Origin of the sequence: Winogradskyella sp., from assembly GCF_013213835.1 — a bacterium.
Taxonomy (GTDB): Bacteria; Bacteroidota; Bacteroidia; order Flavobacteriales; family Flavobacteriaceae; genus Winogradskyella.
In genome coordinates, this window is sequence record NZ_JABSSU010000013.1 from 40,977 (window position 1) to 57,713 (window position 16,737).

The 16,737-nt window shown below is 32.4% G+C and carries 23 protein-coding genes and 1 other RNA gene; 15 read left to right on the plus strand and 9 right to left on the minus strand.

Annotated features, from left to right (window positions below):
• Window positions 1–30 precede the first annotated feature (30 nt).
• The 5 genes from HRU50_RS15170 to typA all read right to left on the minus strand — a co-directional run bounded on the left by HRU50_RS15170 (window position 31) and on the right by typA (window position 5,320).
• Complete coding sequence (locus HRU50_RS15170; protein WP_296352018.1) at window positions 31–1,512, minus strand: hypothetical protein; 1,482 nt, start codon at window positions 1,510–1,512, stop codon at window positions 31–33.
• A 28-nt stretch (window positions 1,513–1,540) separates the two neighbouring features.
• The gene (locus HRU50_RS15175; protein ID WP_296352019.1) at window positions 1,541–2,929 is read right to left on the minus strand and encodes a class I SAM-dependent methyltransferase; all 1,389 of its coding nucleotides are present in this window, start codon (window positions 2,927–2,929) and stop codon (window positions 1,541–1,543) included.
• Window positions 2,930–3,127 (minus strand): hypothetical protein, encoded by a 198-nt coding sequence (locus HRU50_RS15180; RefSeq protein ID WP_296352021.1) that lies wholly within the window; start codon window positions 3,125–3,127, stop codon window positions 2,930–2,932.
• A gap of 87 nt (window positions 3,128–3,214) precedes the next feature.
• Window positions 3,215–3,454 (minus strand): uroporphyrinogen decarboxylase, encoded by a 240-nt coding sequence (locus tag HRU50_RS15185; protein ID WP_296352023.1) that lies wholly within the window; start codon window positions 3,452–3,454, stop codon window positions 3,215–3,217.
• Window positions 3,455–3,520: 66 nt separating this feature from the next.
• Window positions 3,521–5,320 carry a translational GTPase TypA gene (gene typA / locus HRU50_RS15190; protein ID WP_296352025.1) on the minus strand — a complete coding sequence of 600 codons (1,800 nt, stop codon included), beginning with the start codon at window positions 5,318–5,320 and terminating at the stop codon, window positions 3,521–3,523.
• Window positions 5,321–5,530: 210 nt separating this feature from the next.
• Between typA and HRU50_RS15195 the strand changes: the two genes are divergently transcribed.
• The gene (locus tag HRU50_RS15195) at window positions 5,531–5,890 is read left to right on the plus strand and encodes a hypothetical protein (RefSeq protein WP_296352027.1); all 360 of its coding nucleotides are present in this window, start codon (window positions 5,531–5,533) and stop codon (window positions 5,888–5,890) included.
• Window positions 5,891–5,935: 45 nt separating this feature from the next.
• On the plus strand, window positions 5,936–6,739 hold the full coding sequence (gene kdsA / locus HRU50_RS15200) for a 3-deoxy-8-phosphooctulonate synthase (RefSeq protein ID WP_296352058.1): 804 nt from the start codon (window positions 5,936–5,938) through the stop codon (window positions 6,737–6,739).
• Here the strand turns inward: kdsA and HRU50_RS15205 are convergent.
• Entirely contained in the window at window positions 6,729–7,115 is a 387-nt protein-coding gene (locus HRU50_RS15205; RefSeq protein WP_296352029.1) for a DUF1801 domain-containing protein, read from the minus strand. The two genes, kdsA and HRU50_RS15205, sit on opposite strands and share 11 nt — an antisense overlap.
• 33 nt (window positions 7,116–7,148) lie before the next feature.
• Here HRU50_RS15205 and HRU50_RS15210 point away from each other — a divergent pair, with 33 nt between their 5' ends.
• Window positions 7,149–8,090, plus strand: a complete 942-nt coding sequence (locus tag HRU50_RS15210) for a transglutaminase domain-containing protein (RefSeq protein ID WP_296352031.1) — start codon at window positions 7,149–7,151, stop codon at window positions 8,088–8,090.
• Here the strand turns inward: HRU50_RS15210 and HRU50_RS15215 are convergent.
• Window positions 8,087–8,428, minus strand: a complete 342-nt coding sequence (locus HRU50_RS15215) for a hypothetical protein (RefSeq protein ID WP_296352033.1) — start codon at window positions 8,426–8,428, stop codon at window positions 8,087–8,089. The genes HRU50_RS15210 and HRU50_RS15215 overlap by 4 nt on opposite strands.
• A gap of 105 nt (window positions 8,429–8,533) precedes the next feature.
• Here HRU50_RS15215 and HRU50_RS15220 point away from each other — a divergent pair, with 105 nt between their 5' ends.
• From HRU50_RS15220 to HRU50_RS15255, 8 genes are all read left to right on the plus strand, one after another.
• Window positions 8,534–9,142: a hypothetical protein gene (locus HRU50_RS15220; protein ID WP_296352035.1), complete on the plus strand. Its 609-nt coding sequence runs from the start codon at window positions 8,534–8,536 to the stop codon at window positions 9,140–9,142.
• A gap of 47 nt (window positions 9,143–9,189) precedes the next feature.
• Complete coding sequence (locus HRU50_RS15225) at window positions 9,190–9,483, plus strand: transcriptional regulator (protein WP_296352036.1); 294 nt, start codon at window positions 9,190–9,192, stop codon at window positions 9,481–9,483.
• A 52-nt stretch (window positions 9,484–9,535) separates the two neighbouring features.
• On the plus strand, window positions 9,536–10,921 hold the full coding sequence (locus tag HRU50_RS15230; protein WP_296352038.1) for a DUF4153 domain-containing protein: 1,386 nt from the start codon (window positions 9,536–9,538) through the stop codon (window positions 10,919–10,921).
• 96 nt (window positions 10,922–11,017) lie between these two features.
• A complete protein-coding gene (locus HRU50_RS15235; RefSeq protein WP_296352040.1) occupies window positions 11,018–11,254 on the plus strand; it encodes a hypothetical protein in 237 nt (78 codons plus the stop codon).
• Entirely contained in the window at window positions 11,251–11,769 is a 519-nt protein-coding gene (locus HRU50_RS15240; protein ID WP_296352042.1) for a Coq4 family protein, read from the plus strand. Before HRU50_RS15235 ends, HRU50_RS15240 begins: the two co-directional genes overlap by 4 nt.
• Entirely contained in the window at window positions 11,766–12,380 is a 615-nt protein-coding gene (locus HRU50_RS15245) for an ElyC/SanA/YdcF family protein (RefSeq protein WP_296352045.1), read from the plus strand. Before HRU50_RS15240 ends, HRU50_RS15245 begins: the two co-directional genes overlap by 4 nt.
• 4 nt (window positions 12,381–12,384) lie before the next feature.
• On the plus strand, window positions 12,385–12,783 hold the full coding sequence (locus HRU50_RS15250) for a DUF2809 domain-containing protein (protein ID WP_296352046.1): 399 nt from the start codon (window positions 12,385–12,387) through the stop codon (window positions 12,781–12,783).
• Entirely contained in the window at window positions 12,746–13,426 is a 681-nt protein-coding gene (locus HRU50_RS15255) for a DUF1361 domain-containing protein (RefSeq protein WP_296352048.1), read from the plus strand. The genes HRU50_RS15250 and HRU50_RS15255 overlap by 38 nt, the downstream gene beginning before the upstream one ends.
• On the opposite strand, the gene HRU50_RS15260 is transcribed toward HRU50_RS15255, so the two are convergent.
• A complete protein-coding gene (locus HRU50_RS15260; protein ID WP_296352060.1) occupies window positions 13,389–14,597 on the minus strand; it encodes an NAD(P)-dependent oxidoreductase in 1,209 nt (402 codons plus the stop codon). The genes HRU50_RS15255 and HRU50_RS15260 overlap by 38 nt on opposite strands.
• Window positions 14,598–14,759: 162 nt before the next feature.
• Between HRU50_RS15260 and ssrA the strand changes: the two genes are divergently transcribed.
• The 4 genes from ssrA (at window position 14,760) to HRU50_RS15280 (ending at window position 16,419) form a co-directional block, all read left to right on the plus strand.
• Window positions 14,760–15,155: a transfer-messenger RNA gene (gene ssrA / locus HRU50_RS15265) on the plus strand.
• Window positions 15,156–15,287: 132 nt separating this feature from the next.
• Window positions 15,288–15,533 (plus strand): GIY-YIG nuclease family protein, encoded by a 246-nt coding sequence (locus HRU50_RS15270; protein ID WP_296352049.1) that lies wholly within the window; start codon window positions 15,288–15,290, stop codon window positions 15,531–15,533.
• A 260-nt stretch (window positions 15,534–15,793) separates the two neighbouring features.
• Window positions 15,794–16,162: a hypothetical protein gene (locus HRU50_RS15275; RefSeq protein ID WP_296352052.1), complete on the plus strand. Its 369-nt coding sequence runs from the start codon at window positions 15,794–15,796 to the stop codon at window positions 16,160–16,162.
• A gap of 11 nt (window positions 16,163–16,173) precedes the next feature.
• Entirely contained in the window at window positions 16,174–16,419 is a 246-nt protein-coding gene (locus HRU50_RS15280; protein WP_296352054.1) for a hypothetical protein, read from the plus strand.
• 68 nt (window positions 16,420–16,487) lie between these two features.
• Here HRU50_RS15280 and HRU50_RS15285 read toward each other — a convergent pair whose 3' ends face one another.
• Window positions 16,488–16,622: a hypothetical protein gene (locus HRU50_RS15285; protein WP_296352056.1), complete on the minus strand. Its 135-nt coding sequence runs from the start codon at window positions 16,620–16,622 to the stop codon at window positions 16,488–16,490.
• Between the last annotated feature and the right edge of the window lie 115 nt (window positions 16,623–16,737).

Here is a 16,737-nt window from a genome sequence, read left to right on the forward strand (position 1 = left end):
AAATTTATTTTAAACTTAATACAAATTGTATTATTCAATTAACACATTTCCACTTTCGTCGATAACCTTCTTCACACTTTTAAAACCAAAGTTATTTAATTTAATATTATAACTTGAATTGTCTTCTAAATGTCCTAAATACTTAGGATTTTCGCCTAGTGACGCGAATAAAACTCTGAATAAATTAACATTAGTTTTTAAATTCGCATCATAATTAGGCACAAGATTATTACTCCATTTAATAGCCGCAATGTTACCAAAAGTTGATCTTATTAATTTAGGCTCTTCAGCAGAGTATAAATGATTAAAACTTTTTAGTCCAACCCAACCACCGTGATCCGCCAGAATAACAATGATGCCATCCTTATCCATAGAAGTTATATCATTCACTAATAATTTTAGCCACGAATTAACTTCGTTTATACGTGTAACATATTTGTCACGTTCATCAACTATAGATTCATCTGTATTCCAAAATTCTACATGGTGTGGTAATAATTTCTCTATAAAAAAGAACTTTGGCTTATTAATATTATCGTTGACCATTTTCTTAAAATCAACCAAAACATTTCTTACTTCATCATCGCCTTTACTATTGTAAGGAAACTCATCAATTGCTATGTTAAATTGATCAAAAGCACTTTGTTTTTTATTTTGTTGAAAATATTCGTCCTCAGCAATAAAATAAGTTTCGTAATTATTTTTTCTTAAAATTGATGCTACTGGATTAGACTGTGTAATAACTTCTCTGGCATTAGCCATTTCTATCTCTGGAAATATCATATCCGCAAACTTATGCTGCTTCATTGAAAACAGTGAAGCATTAGATGTCAAACTAGCTGGATAATTACTCCTAAAATTATCGTAAACTTTAAATTGATTTTGCCTTAACCAATCATACAGTTCACTTTTAAAATTATATGGGGACTCTTCCATAACATTCTGAGAAACATAACCATCTGGCTGTATTACATATATATTAGGAAATTTCTTAAACTTCACATTTTCAATATCGTCATTTTGTATTAACCAGTAATCTGCTTTAATATCTTCATAAAGATGTACAAGTGTTCTAAAGACAGATATACTTGAAAAAAAGAAAAGAAATATAATAAGCTTTTTATAGTTCCTTCTTGGGTCAGACCAAAGCAAATAACCTAGAAATATTATACCAATAAATAAAGCAAAGCCCCGTTTTGGTGATAAAAAAAAGCTATGCAATAAAAACGCAAAGAGACATATTAGCAATAATATTAATAAGGTGTACGCTCTTTGTTTACTGCTAGCACCAATAGCCTTAACCACATAATAAACAGAGAGATAAATTGCAAATGACAACCCTAAAAATCTAAGAACAAAGAAAACTACATGACCAAAAGAATTTGCAGCCCAATAATTATTAGAATAAAAAAAAATTAAAGGTGTAAAACCGGTAATAAATGCTGCTAAAAACGGAACATCTTTTTCATTCTCTATAAAATTGGTTATTCTCTTTTTAAAACTAAAAGCCATTTTATTATTTGTAAAAAGTAATTAATGTTTAAGATATTAAACGATTTTTTAAGAAGAAAATAGTTCTTTCTGAATTTTGAATATCCTTTTTTTCTATAATTTCAAACCAAGAAGAATAGATGGTTTCAAAATTCGCAATAGTATACCATCCAAAATAATCCTTAAAATCAGACTTGCTCTTTAGCAGTCTTTTCACCCACGAATCTTCACGTTTTGGAAACTCAATAATTAAGAATTTAGAAAACGAAGCAAAAAACTCTGCCGATCTAACAAAAGGAACATTACCAGTCAATGATATATGGTGAATAAGAGCTAAAGCTAAAGTAACATCTGGTGCAAATTCCTTCATTCTATCAATAAATGAGTCACGTTCTTTGTTATTTAACCCAATTGCTGAAGATGGATTTATCACATCTAATACTAAAGGAAGTGTACTTCTTTCTTTGTTCTTTTTCATTAATTTGTGATTGATGTCAACGGCATTATTATCTATATCACAAACTAATGAAACATCAATACCTATATCTAATTTTCTAACAAACGTCCCATCGTTCCCACCGATATCAACCAACGTTTTTGGCTTAATATCAGCAACCCAACTATTGATTATTTTTGATTTTTGATTAAAAGCTTCATCAGAATAATTCGTCTTGTCATAATAATTTCCCCATTCAGACTTTTCATTTAACTCAAGTTTTTTGATAAAATCATATAAACTCTTAACGATATTTTGCTGCCCATTTTTAGACAATTTAACCTTGTAACCATTGTCATCATAATCTTCGTTATGCTTTGCTTCTGACTTTGCCAAAAGGTGAATATTAGAATAAATTAATGGATTTAGTTTTGTTTTAAACGGTAACATTGAGCTTACCATTTTCAATGGAATACCATCTATAAAATTATGCATTAACTTCAAAGATTGTGAACCATGATATTTTGCTAACAATAAAGGTCCCAGAAAATGGGTTATAAATTGTTTATATGCTCTCCATGGTGAGCCTTCTTTGTAAAAATCAAAAGATAAAGTATCTATAAAGATTGTCTTTCCCTTATGGAAAGTAACATTAAAGGCAGATGCATCTTTTAATGAAAAACCATGTTCTAAAGCATATTTTTGAAGTCTTAATGTTAACAATGCAGCTTCTTTGTACATATTAAAACTCCATTCGTACGGGTATGAAATAAAAGGAATTTTTTCAGCCTTTAGGATTATTTCCTCATTTGAGTTAGACATCTCTTCATGAGCAATCAACAATTCCTTTTTAATTAAATTTTCATAAAACTTGGAATCTCTTAAAGCTTGGTACTGCTTAAAGTATAAAGGATTTATAACTCTTTTTACATCATTGCCTTCAATCACCACATAACCTGAAGGATCTCTAAAGGATGAAGAATGAGCTTTCTTGATATTCACTTATTTATCGTTTTCTAAATCTGAATCATTAATATCAATATCTTCAAAAATATCTTCATCATTCTTTTTAACTATACCTAAAAATGATTTAATCTTTAGCATTACATTTTTAGAAAAAAGAACAACTCCCGCTATAGCTGCAACAATTGCCTGAATTATCATTGCTCCTAAACCAGGGTCAAAATAAAGAAATGTCATAAAAGCTAGTTTTTTGTAAATATATAATTTCTATTGTTTTACAATAAAAAATAAAAACAACTTTACGACTCCTTTACATGAAATTCATCAATGAGGTTTCCTTAATAGATAAAATAAATTTACACCAAAGATTGCAGCATTTGCAATAATAATTGGCAATCCGATACGTAATGTAGGCATTAAAAATCCGTAAATAATAAAAAGAATACAACCCGTCATATTTACTAGTCGTAATTTCTTAACATCTTTCATTGTGAAGGATACTAGCACCATTAATGATGCAAAATAACCAACATATTCTGTGGCTGTGATTCCGAAAAGCTCCATTATTACATATTATACAAAAAAGAGAAATACGGCTGTATTTCTCTTTTGATATTTATCAATTGCCTTTTATAAACTCTTATTTCGTTTACGATCTACTTCTTTTAATAGAATCTTACGAAGTCTAAGGTGGTTTGGTGTTACCTCTACATATTCATCCTTCTGAATATATTCTAAGGCTTCCTCTAGCGAAAACTTTATTGCAGGTACAATCTTAGCTTTATCATCTGCACCAGCGGAACGTACGTTACTTAATTTTTTTGTTTTCGTCACATTCACCACCATGTCATCTCCACGAGAATTTTCACCAATTACCTGACCTTCATAAATATCTTCTCCTGGATCTATAAAGAACTTTCCACGTTCTTGTAATTTATCGATAGAGTAAGGAATTGCTGTTCCGTTTTCCATAGATACTAAACTACCATTTAAACGCTCAGGAATTCCACCTTTTAATGGTTGATATTCTTTAAAACGATGAGCCATAATTGCCTCACCTGCTGTAGCAGTAAGCAACTGATTACGTAATCCTATAATACCTCTTGAAGGCACGATAAATTCACACACCATTCTGTCCCCTTTAGCTTCCATACTTAGCATTTCACCTTTACGCATGGTAACCATTTCAATAGCTTTACCAGAAACAGTTTCTGGTAAGTCGATGGTCATTTCTTCAAAAGGTTCGCACTTAACACCATCAATTTCTTTAATTATTACTTGTGGCTGACCAATTTGAAGCTCATAACCTTCACGACGCATTGTTTCTATAAGTACCGATAAGTGTAATACACCACGACCAAATACCATAAACTTGTCTGCGCTATCTGTATCCTCAACACGTAATGCTAAATTCTTTTCAAGCTCTTTTGTTAAACGCTCTTTAATGTGACGCGATGTTACAAACTTACCATCTTTACCAAAGAAAGGTGAATCGTTAATAGTAAACAACATACTCATTGTTGGCTCATCAATAGCAATAGTTTTTAATCCTTCAGGATTTTCAAAATCTGCAACTGTATCACCAATTTCAAAACCTTCAAGACCAACTAAAGCACAAATATCTCCAGCTTGTACTTCGTCAACTTTTTTACGACCAAGACCTTCAAATGTATGAAGCTCTTTAATTTTAGACTTCACTATTGAACCATCTCTTTTTACTAAAGATATTGGCTGATTCGCTTTAAGTGTTCCTCTTGTTAATCTACCAATTGCTATTCGCCCTGTAAAAGAGGAAAAGTCTAAAGATGTGATTAACATTTGTGTTGAACCTTCTTCAATTTTTGGCTCAGGAATATGCTCAATAACCATGTCTAATAATGGTTCTATATTCTCTGTTGGATTTTGCCAATCGTCACTCATCCAGTTTTGTTTAGCAGAACCATAAACTGTTGGGAAATCTAACTGCCATTCTTCTGCTCCAAGTTCAAACATTAAATCAAACACCTTCTCGTGTACTTCGTCAGGTGTACAGTTTTCCTTATCAACTTTGTTTACAACCACACAAGGTTTTAAACCTAAGTCTATTGCTTTTTGCAATACAAAACGCGTCTGTGGCATTGGTCCTTCAAAAGCATCAACTAAAAGTAAAACACCATCTGCCATATTTAATACACGCTCTACTTCTCCACCAAAATCGGCGTGACCAGGAGTATCAATAATATTAATCTTAGTATCTCTGTAAACCACAGATACATTTTTTGAAGTAATCGTAATACCACGTTCTCTTTCAAGATCGTTGTTATCTAATATTAAGTCTCCAGTATTTTCATTTTCACGAAATAACTGACAGTGGTACATAATCTTATCTACCAAAGTCGTTTTACCGTGATCTACGTGTGCAATGATTGCAATGTTTTTAATCTTAGTCATGACTCATGCTGATTTTAAGCGCGCAAAGGTACGGCTAAATATCTTCAGTTCGTTAATTATATGTTATATTTTGATAAACGAGCAATCTAAACCCTTCATTTGACGTTTGTATTTTACGATTTGTGAATCAACTGATTTCCTATTAATATACTCAATGATTGCTGTAAAACTCTACTCTAATTGCTTTCAATATTTAATAAAAATGTAATTATGGTAACAGTTTACAAATACATTAAACAAATACCTTATGTCTATTTCATAAGTATCATAGGCTATTGGTTTACTATGGTGAATAAAGAAAATGGTGTTTTAGCACATCCAATTCTGTTATTTGGTATTCCATTCTTATGGCAATTGATAAAACCTAGTATACGACTCAATTTTTCTTTAGGAATTATATTTGTTTGCCTATCCTCATACATCTTATTCGCATACCTTTCAGACTTACTTCAAATTATAAACTTCTCTGAAAAGATAAGATCACTTTTATTCTATGGTGGTACTTTAGTTCTTAGTAATATGACAATGTCACTTTGGATTGTAAAAAATAGTACAAATAAGGTTTTTTAAAATGCTATCTTTGCAGCTAATTTTAAGTTAAGAGCTGTGAATTCTATACCAAAAATAAAACACACCGATTCTGATAATTTCTTCTTGCTTTGTGGGCCATGTGCTATTGAAGGTGAAGATATGGCGCTACGCATCGCTGAAAAAGTAGTATCGATTACAGATAAATTAGAAATTCCTTATGTTTTTAAAGGTAGTTTTAAGAAAGCTAACAGAAGTAGAATTGATAGCTTCACAGGAATTGGCAATGAAAAAGCCCTTAAGATTTTAAAGAAAGTTTCTGAAACCTTTGATATTCCAACTGTTACAGATATTCATGAAGTTTCTGATGCTGCTATGGCCGCCGAATATGTTGATGTATTACAAATTCCTGCGTTTTTAGTAAGACAGACTGATCTTGTTGTTGCTGCTGCAAAAACAGGTAAAGTAGTGAATTTAAAAAAAGGACAATTTATGAGTCCGGAAGCTATGAAACATGCAGTACAGAAAGTAAAAGATTCTGGTAACGATAATGCTTGGATTACGGATAGAGGTACCATGTTTGGTTACCAAGACATGATCGTAGACTTTAGAGGCATCCCAACAATGCGCCAATATGCACCAACTGTTTTAGATGTGACGCATTCTTTACAGCAACCTAACCAAACCATAGGTGTTACTGGTGGACGACCGGATATGATTGAAACTGTGGCGAGAGCTGGTGTTGTAAATAATGTAGATGGTTTATTTATTGAAACACATTTTGATCCAGCAAATGCAAAAAGTGATGGTGCAAATATGCTTCATCTCGATAATCTAGAAGGCTTACTTAACAATTTAGTAGCTATTAGAAAATTGGTTTCTACTTTTTAGATTGTTTACTACCCAGAACAAGCTTGAATGGATTAGTATTTATTTCAAGTTGTTTTTGAAGTACATATAAAACAACCTCATCATTAATATCGTTAACGGATTTATATCTAATTGATGCTACTGCTTTTCGATTGGAGGTTTCATAGTATTCTGTATATTCAGTAAGTTGTTCTCTATGCCAAAAGGCCAAATCAACATAATTTTTAGACTGATTGAGATAGCAAATTGGCAAACCACTATTGTAATAAAACGGAATTCTATATTTATAAAGTAATTCTGGTTGAGGCAAAATAGCTTCTATGATCGCTTGAAGTTGAAGTAATATGGATTTAAAGGGTTCTTCTTGTTTTAGAATATATGCTTCAGCTGGATTCAATTTTTGGAATAATTTTTGTCTAATGTAATAATTATGAAAAGATTTTTACTAGCATTCGGCCTGTTATTATTAGTGTATACTATTAATGCTCAAGACTACAAACATGTAGATTCTATAGTTGACAACTATCCTAAACGTTTCAAATCTATTAAGAGTTTTTCTGACAGAATCAGTTTTGATTTTAAATCAGACCTTGACAAAACTCGCGCAGCTTACTATTGGGTTTCAAATAATATTAGCTATGATTTTGAGAGCTTTTATAGTGTAAGAAACTCAGGTTATAGTTATGAAACAGAGGCAGAATTACTTCAAATTCAGATGACGTATGCTGAAGACGTTTTAAAAAATAAGTCTGCGGTATGTGAAGGCTATTCACAATTATTAAAGTTTACCCTTAGAAACCTTGATATAAATTGTGAAGTTGTTGATGGCTATGCCAAAACAGAAATTAAAGAAATTGGTAGAGTTAACCACCAAGATAATCATGCATGGAATGCAGTATACTTAGACAACAAATGGCAACTAATGGACGCCACTTGGTCTACGGGAAATGAATATGGAAATCCTGGACATTTTGAATTTGATGACGCCTACTTTTTAACCAATTCTGAAGATATGATATGGAGTCATTTTCCGAGTGATAAGAAATGGCAACTCATTGACGAACCTGTTTCTAAACTGGCATTCTTTTATGCACCAATCATGCATCATGGCTACTACGACTCTGGATTAGTATTATCTGAAATGAAAGGCAGCAAAAAATCTGGCAAATTCATAGAGATTTCCTTTGAGAATATAGATGAAACGAAAACATACGACTACATCTTTCCCGAAAAAAGCAACTTTATTGAACCTATTCAATTTGAAAGAAAAGGAAAGTTCTTTGTTGCTAAAATCCCTTACAGCTCAGCAAACGGAAGAGAACTCATCATTTTTGATGATCGTAAAGCGTGTCTGTCTTTTAAGATACGTTAAAAGAGCGCCAAGACACCTAAGACCAAAAGTGCAATACCAATAATTGCTTTAAATGGCATCAGTGCTGCAGACAGTTTTCTCAAACTGGTTTCCAATGCAGGTACTTTGCCGAAAACGTGGGTTAATAATAATATACCTCCGAGAATACTCACAATAGCAATTAATTTAAAATTTAGTATTCCAAGAATGACTAGTGCAAGACCTATAGCTGTTTGAAAAGGTGCTAAAAGACCAGCAATTTTATTAAAAAAGTTGCTATCTCCATCCCACTTATCTAATGTTGCTAAACCAAGTAAAATGCCACCACTGATGTTGGCTATTGCAAAAAGTAATCCCATAACATGATATTTTATGATATAACCTAAAATTAGTTAATATCTTCTAAAATAGTTTTGCTCGAACGAAATAAATTTATTTACTTTGTATTTCAAAGTACTTTTTATATGAGCAACGAAGATTATTTAAAAGACATTAGCGAGATTAAAAATTTAATGAATAAATCTTCGCGCTTTATTTCACTAAGTGGTTTATCCGGAATTTTGGCAGGTATTTATGCTTTAGTTGGTGCTGGTATCGCTTTTTGGTTAGTTGATACCTACAGTGATGGTAAATTATACATTTTTCATGGTTGGGTATTTTGGACTTGCATGCTCGTTCTAGGATTAATTGCTCTATTAAGTGCAATAACAGGAATAATTCTCACCACTCGAAAAGCGAAAAAGAACAATGAAAAAATATGGGATAGTTCTTCCAGAAGATTACTTTTTAACTTTTTAGTACCATTAATCGTCGGTGGAATTTATTGCTTTATCATATTAGACCAAGGACGATATGGCCAAACCGGTGGATTAATGCTGATTTTTTATGGTTTAGCTTTGGTTAGTGCTTCTAAATATAGCATTGGTGATATTAAGTATTTAGGTTATATTGAAATTGTTCTTGGACTGATTGCGAGTTATTATCCAGGATCTGGTTTTTGGCTTTGGGTCATTGGTTTTGGTGTTATGCACATTGTATACGGCACTTGGATGCATTTTAAGTATGATCGTTAAAACTTCAGAAAGTAGCAAAGAAATAAAGTTATTCTGAATACTAAGATTTGAGTATAATAAACAACATAAATAAGCTATTTGATCATAGAATACGACTAGGTATTATGTCTGTTCTTATGGTAAACGAATATGCCGATTTTAAAACCTTAAAAGAGTTGCTTGGTGCTACTGATGGTAATCTCGCAAGTCATACTAAAGCTTTAGAAAAAGCTGAATATATCTTAGTTGAAAAACAGTTTATTGGTCGTAAACCTAACACAAGATATAGTGCAACCAAACTGGGTAAGGCAGAATTTAAAAAGCATATTAACGCTTTAGAGAAATTGATCAAAAAGACATAAATTTTTTTAATCTTTTACTTTGTTTTTCAAAGTACTTTAAACAACTAAAAACATGAACAAAGCAACTTTATTAATTGGCGCCATACTATTTAGCACCTTGTTTTATGGCAAAACTCTTGGACTTAACTTGTTATTATTCAGTATTACAACTGTGGTCATCCTATTTCTGAGTAATAGACATAACTTCAAAAATCAAAGTACTATCATTTTTACATGTCTTTACATAACAACAGGTCTATCGGTCTTCTTTCATGATTCCTTACTTTCAATTATAGCCAACCTTGTTACTTTTTTCACATTAATCGGCTCAATTTCAGAACATAAATCATCAATTTACATCAACTGGCTCAATGGAATTTATTCTTCAGTTGCAGGGCTTTTTCATCGCAATTATTCAGAAGACGCAAACACTCAAAAGGAAATACCAAAAAAGGACATTGATTATATGCACATCACAAAAATCATTGTGATTCCTGGAGCCATAGTCTTCATATTTATTTTGCTGTATCAAAATGGAAATCCACTTTTTGAAGAACTCATTGACAAGATAGATCTTGGATTTATTAACCTACAATGGGTACTTTTCACTGTTCTAGGTTACTATTTATATTCTAATATCTATAAACCCGTTGAAGTAGAACCAGCAACAAAAGTTGATTTAAAAACTGAAAATAACCTAATAAAATCTGAAAAATTCTCAGATCTTATTCTTAAAAAAGAAAATCAATTAGGCATTACTCTTATTGCTCTTTTAAATGTGCTTATAGTTATCTTTCTAATTACCGATGTCACATTTATTTTAACGAATCTAGACATAAGAGCGTCAGTTTTTTCAGCTCAAGTGCATAGTGGTATTAATGCGTTAATTGCTTCCATAATCATCGCCATTATCATTTTACTTTATGTGTTTAGAGGTGATCTTAATTTCTATAAAGACAATCAGATCATAAAGCGATTGGCCTTTTCATGGATTTTATTGAATGCTTTTCTCATTCTTAGTATCGCTGTTAAAAATGGTCAATACATCTATTACTTCGGATTAACCTACAAACGCATTGGCGTCATCATTTATCTCATATTAACACTAACTGGTCTAGCCACCACTTTAATTAAAATAGATAAAATAAGAAACATCTGGTATTTATTTAGACTTAATACCAAGGCTGCGTTTATTGTTTTAGTGATGGCAAGCATGGTTAATTGGGATTATCACATTACCAATTACAACTTTAATTATGCCCAATCTATGGACTTTCAATATCTCATAGAACTATCAAACAACAATACCTTTTTCTTAAAAGAACAAATTGACACTAATGTGACCCACCCAGATTCTATAAGACAGATTGAATATAAGTACAATGAATATGTGAAACAGCTAAGTATGCATTCTTGGCAAGAATTACAGTATGATAACCTAAACCTAAATAAAGAATAAATGATAATCATTTTTCTAATAGCAATACTAATAGTTTTACTCATAACATATGCCATAGTTAGGTTAAGTATCTCATGTGTAATTTGGTCATTTAACATGTCCACAGACATAAGAGACATCTATAAAATCTGCTTCCCATATTACATTATTGGTCTTACAGGCATTGGTATTGCCTTCATAATAGCTTCAAATGCACTAGCCGTTTCAATTTACTATTTCGCTGTTATCTACTTGATGGCATTATTGACATGGCGTAAGGAGTTAAAAAAAGGAATAGAGAAACAAAGCATATTAAAAATTGCCGTTGAATCAAATCAATCCCAACTACCATGAACAACCTATTTAAAACATTACAATCTTTAAGAAAGCAGCTGATCGTTTGGTTATTTGAACATTCACAGCACCTATATACTTCATTATTTAAATCGAATACATCATGGCATATTACCAAATCAGATTTATTAGAGTTTCCAAAAGATTCGTTTGGGAAACATCTTGGTAATTTTTTAAATGACAACAATTTTGAACTTATACCAAAGGTTGAACGCCACGATTGCTATCATGTACTTTGCGGATATGGTACTGATGTTGAAGACGAAATAGCACTGCAATGTCTATGCTATGGCAATGGAAAACGCAGTCCTTATTTGTATGGTGCAATGATTCTTGGTGTCTCCATTTTACCAGATTACTACGATTATTATTACAAATCTTATAAGATTGGAAAACAAGCGCATCCTTTTCATCATTTCGACTATAAAACGCTTTTGAACGTATCTATAGAAGATTTAAGGCAAGTCATCTTTTCAAAATCTCAATTATTTCAACTTAATCTTATGAGCTCATGAAGAAACTAAAAATCGTGTTTTTACTAGGTATTACTATTTTAATTGGTGTATTTATGACCTATCATTGGATAAGCTTTAAAACCAAAGATCTTGTTTTTGATAGTGTTGAACAGATTCCATACAATAAAGTAGGCCTAGTTCTAGGCACAGGAAAATATGCGCAAAGTGGTAACATAAATCTCTTTTACAAATACCGAATAGATGCGGCTGTAACCCTTTATAACGCTGGCAAAATAGAGTTCATCCTGGTCAGTGGTGACAATAGCAGAAAAGACTATGATGAGCCTTCAGATTTTAAGACTGATTTAATGGCAAGAGGTATTCCTGAAGAGAAAATATATCTGGATTATGCAGGATTTAGAACATTAGATTCTGTGGTAAGAGCTAAAGAAATATTTGGCCAGACTGCTATTACCTTCATCTCTCAAAAATTTCATAACCAACGTGCCATATACATTGCAGAGCATTATAATATAAAAGCTATTGGTTTTAATGCAACAGATGTGTACAACTCTCATTTTAGAGAATATTTAGCAAGATCAAAGGCTAGATTAGATTTAGTCTTTAACGTACAGCCTAAATTCTTTGGACAAAAAATAATAATACAATAACACAATGAAATTTCAATTTAATAAACATTATTTGGTTTTGGCTCATACGCTATTTTTAGCAGAATTAGCCATCGCTTTTATTATAAAAACAGGATTTATTCGCTACACCTTTGGTGATTATCTTGTTGTTATTTTACTATATGCAATATTAAGAGGATGCACTAATCTGAATGTGAGGGCTTCAGCTTTTGCAGTCCTCGGTATTGCCTATGGTATTGAGTTTCTTCAACTCACCAAATTCTTAGCCTACTTTAATTTACAAGACAACCAAACCGCCACCTTAATTTTTGGCTCAACCTTTCAATTTGGAGATCTAATAGCCTACACTTTAGGTATTATCACAGTATTAATTTTTGAATATTATTATGGAAACAATAAAAACACTCATACAGTCAAAGTTTAAGAACTTATCCTTAGTAACAACAGCACTAGCCTTTAGTGTCATCATACTTATGGTAAGGATAAAGTTGAACAAATCGTTCTTCTATCTATTTCTTGTTTGGAATGTCTTCCTTGCGGTAATTCCGTATGCCATCACTATGTACCTAAACTCCAAAAAAGAAATTCATCCATTAAAACTTGCATTTTGGTTCTTAGCCTGGTTAGCATTTTTACCAAATGCACCATACATAGTAACAGACCTTATTCATTTAAAAACTGGTAATAATCCTTACATCTGGATAGATATTATTGTGGTATTGTCTTTTGTACTTAGCGGTTTACTACTCTTCTATCTTTCTATATTAGATATGCAAAAAATAGTCATATCAAGATTTAGCAAATTACCAATGCGCTCAATAACTTTAGTTATACTTTTGTTATGCGGATTTGGTGTGTATTTAGGTAGAGTATTACGCTATAATTCTTGGGAAATTATAAGTAATCCACAAGTGCTATGTTTAGATATTATAGACATTATGACATCGCCAATACAACATAGTGACGCTTGGTTATTTACAATTAGTTTTGGATGTTTTTTAGTTGTAGGTTACCTATGTTTTAAAACACTTATTCCTTACCATCCACATAATCCTGAAGATAACTAAAACGCTCAGTAAGAAGACCATCTGAGGTTGTCATTTTTGCGCGCTCAAGAACTCCATGGCTGTCATTATCAAAGAATGCTGGTATCACATGTTCTACAAATGTCTCACCAAAACCTTCACTAGCATCTTTTGGTAATTCGCAAGGCAGATTGTCTACAGCCATAACGGTAATAGCATCAGCCACATCAAAAGCGACTTCTTGCTCGGTTTGTGGGTCATAGCCGTAAAATGGTTCGGCAATTGTAGAAGGTCTTATGGTACTGGCTACTGGTCCATCAATGTCACAAGAGACATCTGCAACAAGATTAATTTTAAAATCCGAAGATTTTGCATCTTCACGTGTAAACAAAAATGGTGCATTATTGCCATAGAAATGACCTGCAATAAAATAATCAGTTTCTTTTGCATAAGGCATAAAATTACTCACGTAACCAGAAGGATCATTATAAAACGCATACTTATCACCTACTTTACCATCTGCACGTTTATTATATTCCATAACATCGGCCATAACATAGACAGGTTCCGTGAAGTCAGTTGTTAAATACAAGGCATCACTCACTTGTTTTATACCTAAATGGTCTAAGATTTCCTTTGCACCATAAGCCACTTTTCCGGTACCTGTAAGTAATATTTTAATATTAGGAACGATAATTTTATCGAGTTCAGCTTTTACTTCATTGAGATCAGCAAGTGTTTCAACCTTAGGCAAATTGAATAATCCATCTCTAATTCCTAAAGCTCTAAACCCGTTATATGCACCAACTAAACCAGCATAACGTCCAAAACCTATCAATCTTGCTCCATTGTCTTTTACAATGGTCTCATGATCGTACATTTCAATATTGTGCTTTAGCATTGCTTTAAGCAACTTACGATTGTACGGTTGTTTTTTTATAGTATGCGAAAAATAGAAATACTTTTTATTAGGAATAAGGTTTTCAATGGGTACTTCTTTTACACCAATCATCACATCAGCATGAGACACATCATCCAATACTTCAAATCCTAGAGCCTCATAAGCGCTGTCAGGAAATATTCTGATATCAGAAGATTCCACAATAAAATTAGCCTCAGGAAATCGATTTCTTGCTTCAGCTAAGGTTTCTGGAGAAAATACAACACGTCTATCTGGTGGATTTTTACGTTCTTTTATAATGGCGAATGTTATACTCATGTTGATTCTTTTGATTGTTTATTCGTTTTAAAGTGACCGAAAACTGACACTGAAAACTGAATACTTAAAACGGAATAATTTTTGCACGAAAATAATCGGATTTAAGAGGTTGCACAACTTTTTTTGTAACTTCGCCGTCCTTTCATTTAAAATTTTGGGGTCGACTGGTTTTGACAGCGAGATGAATTAAATGGTAAGCACGTCGTGTAATGGTATTGACACACGTAAAAGGCTAAACCAATTTTTAAACGGCGAAAATAATTACGCTTTAGCTGCTTAATAACTGAATCATAGTAAGTTCAAGCCTCGGCACACAAGGTGTGCAAGCTAAATGTCTCCAGAAAGCCTTAGTTAATGGCGTTCTTTTTAGAGGCATCGTAAAAATTGACTAAGATTGGGTAAGGCTTTGATGCCCTTTCGAGATTAAAAAGCTAAGCTATAAGTGGGCTGTTTTTTGTCAGTTTATAGTCTAAAACCAATAAAAAACTAAGCGTGTAGAAAGCTCTTTGGTTACTTGTTTGGACGAGAGTTCGATTCTCTCCGACTCCACCTTCGCTCTCTGAAGCCTTGTGCGAAAGAGAGCTTTTTTTGTTTTAAAGTATATTTTTTATTTAACTTAACACTTGTCAACAGAGCTTCGGTGGACGCATCCACTTTTTTTAGTAGCTCAAATTAAGTTATCTCATGACATTATTTTATTCTGTTTACATCCTTAAGTGTTCAGACAACACCTATTATACTGGTTACACCACAAATATTGATAATAGACTAAAAGCACATAACAACAAGGAAGTTCATTACACAAAGAGCAGATTACCTGTGACATTGATTAATCTTACACATTTTATAAACAAGCAAAAAGCTTATGATTTTGAACGTTATCTAAAAACTGGTTCTGGTATTGCCTTTAGAAATAAAAGACTGATTTAAAAGTTGCATTTACAGGATGGGATTCATTAGAGTACAACGCATTTAATCTCTCAAACCTATTAAAATCTTTAAAAATGTAATACTAGTGATTAGATATCAATAAAAACTTGTCGTAATTATCCTATTTTTATAATACATTTATACAAGATTGATATGAATACATATTTTATAGGAAAACTACTGTTATCCCACCAAATATTCATTTTATAGGGTATTTTGTAATTCATATAAACTAGTTAGGTGCAATTTGAAAAACCAAAATGGAAAAGAATAAAATTACTAATCAATATGGGCAAGAAATAGATTTTGAACTACCAAAAGAGTTTAAAATTGAACGCTCAAAAATTATGTACATTGAAGATAAGTCTGGTGGACTTGAGGGAAATTCGAGAATTGGAAGAGTGTTTTTTTCTAAATCAGGTAAAACATTGTACTATCGTGGATTGATTTTCCAAAGCCTGAAAGGAATGGGATTTAAATCTAATTACGTAGAAATAGAATCTGGAGATGAATACTGGATTTCTGGACCAAGAAAAGACCAAAACGACAGATTGTATGGTGGAAATTATGGAGTTGAAATTGACGAAGATGTTAAATCCGAATATTTGGAATTAATACAGAAACAATAATAGTCGGAATTATGGCAACACAAATATGTCCGAACTGTAAAGAGGATAATTTCACTTGGAAAGTAGATGAAGAAGAATCACCACTTACTATTTGGGATTGTGGAAGTTGCGACTATCGAGCTTTTGAGAATGAATCTGACGAACGGAATTGCTTAAAGTGCGAAAAGAAAACTGAATCGAAATTGAAAGATAGTCAAAAGGAATATTGGTGGTGTTCGAATTGTAACACGACTGAATTAATAAAAAACTGCACCTAACAACGGCTATAGTTCATTACGGCTGAAATTCTTAATCGGAATTTCAAGCCTTTTTGCTAAATTTATGGTTACTGAGGAATGATACTCGCGTACCATTCCGTAACGAAACCATAGCCAAAACCGATGATAACACATTCGCCAAAGGCGAACTTCAATCTGCGCTGCTTCGCAGACAATGCATCTTTAAGTAGATGTGTTATCATCTAAAGGGTTAAACCAAATTACTATTTCAGCTTTACCAAAGTCAATCGCCTTCTACGGGCTTCGAGCCAAAACGTGCGACATCGCCGGTTAAAAGTAATTTGGCCCTGATCATCG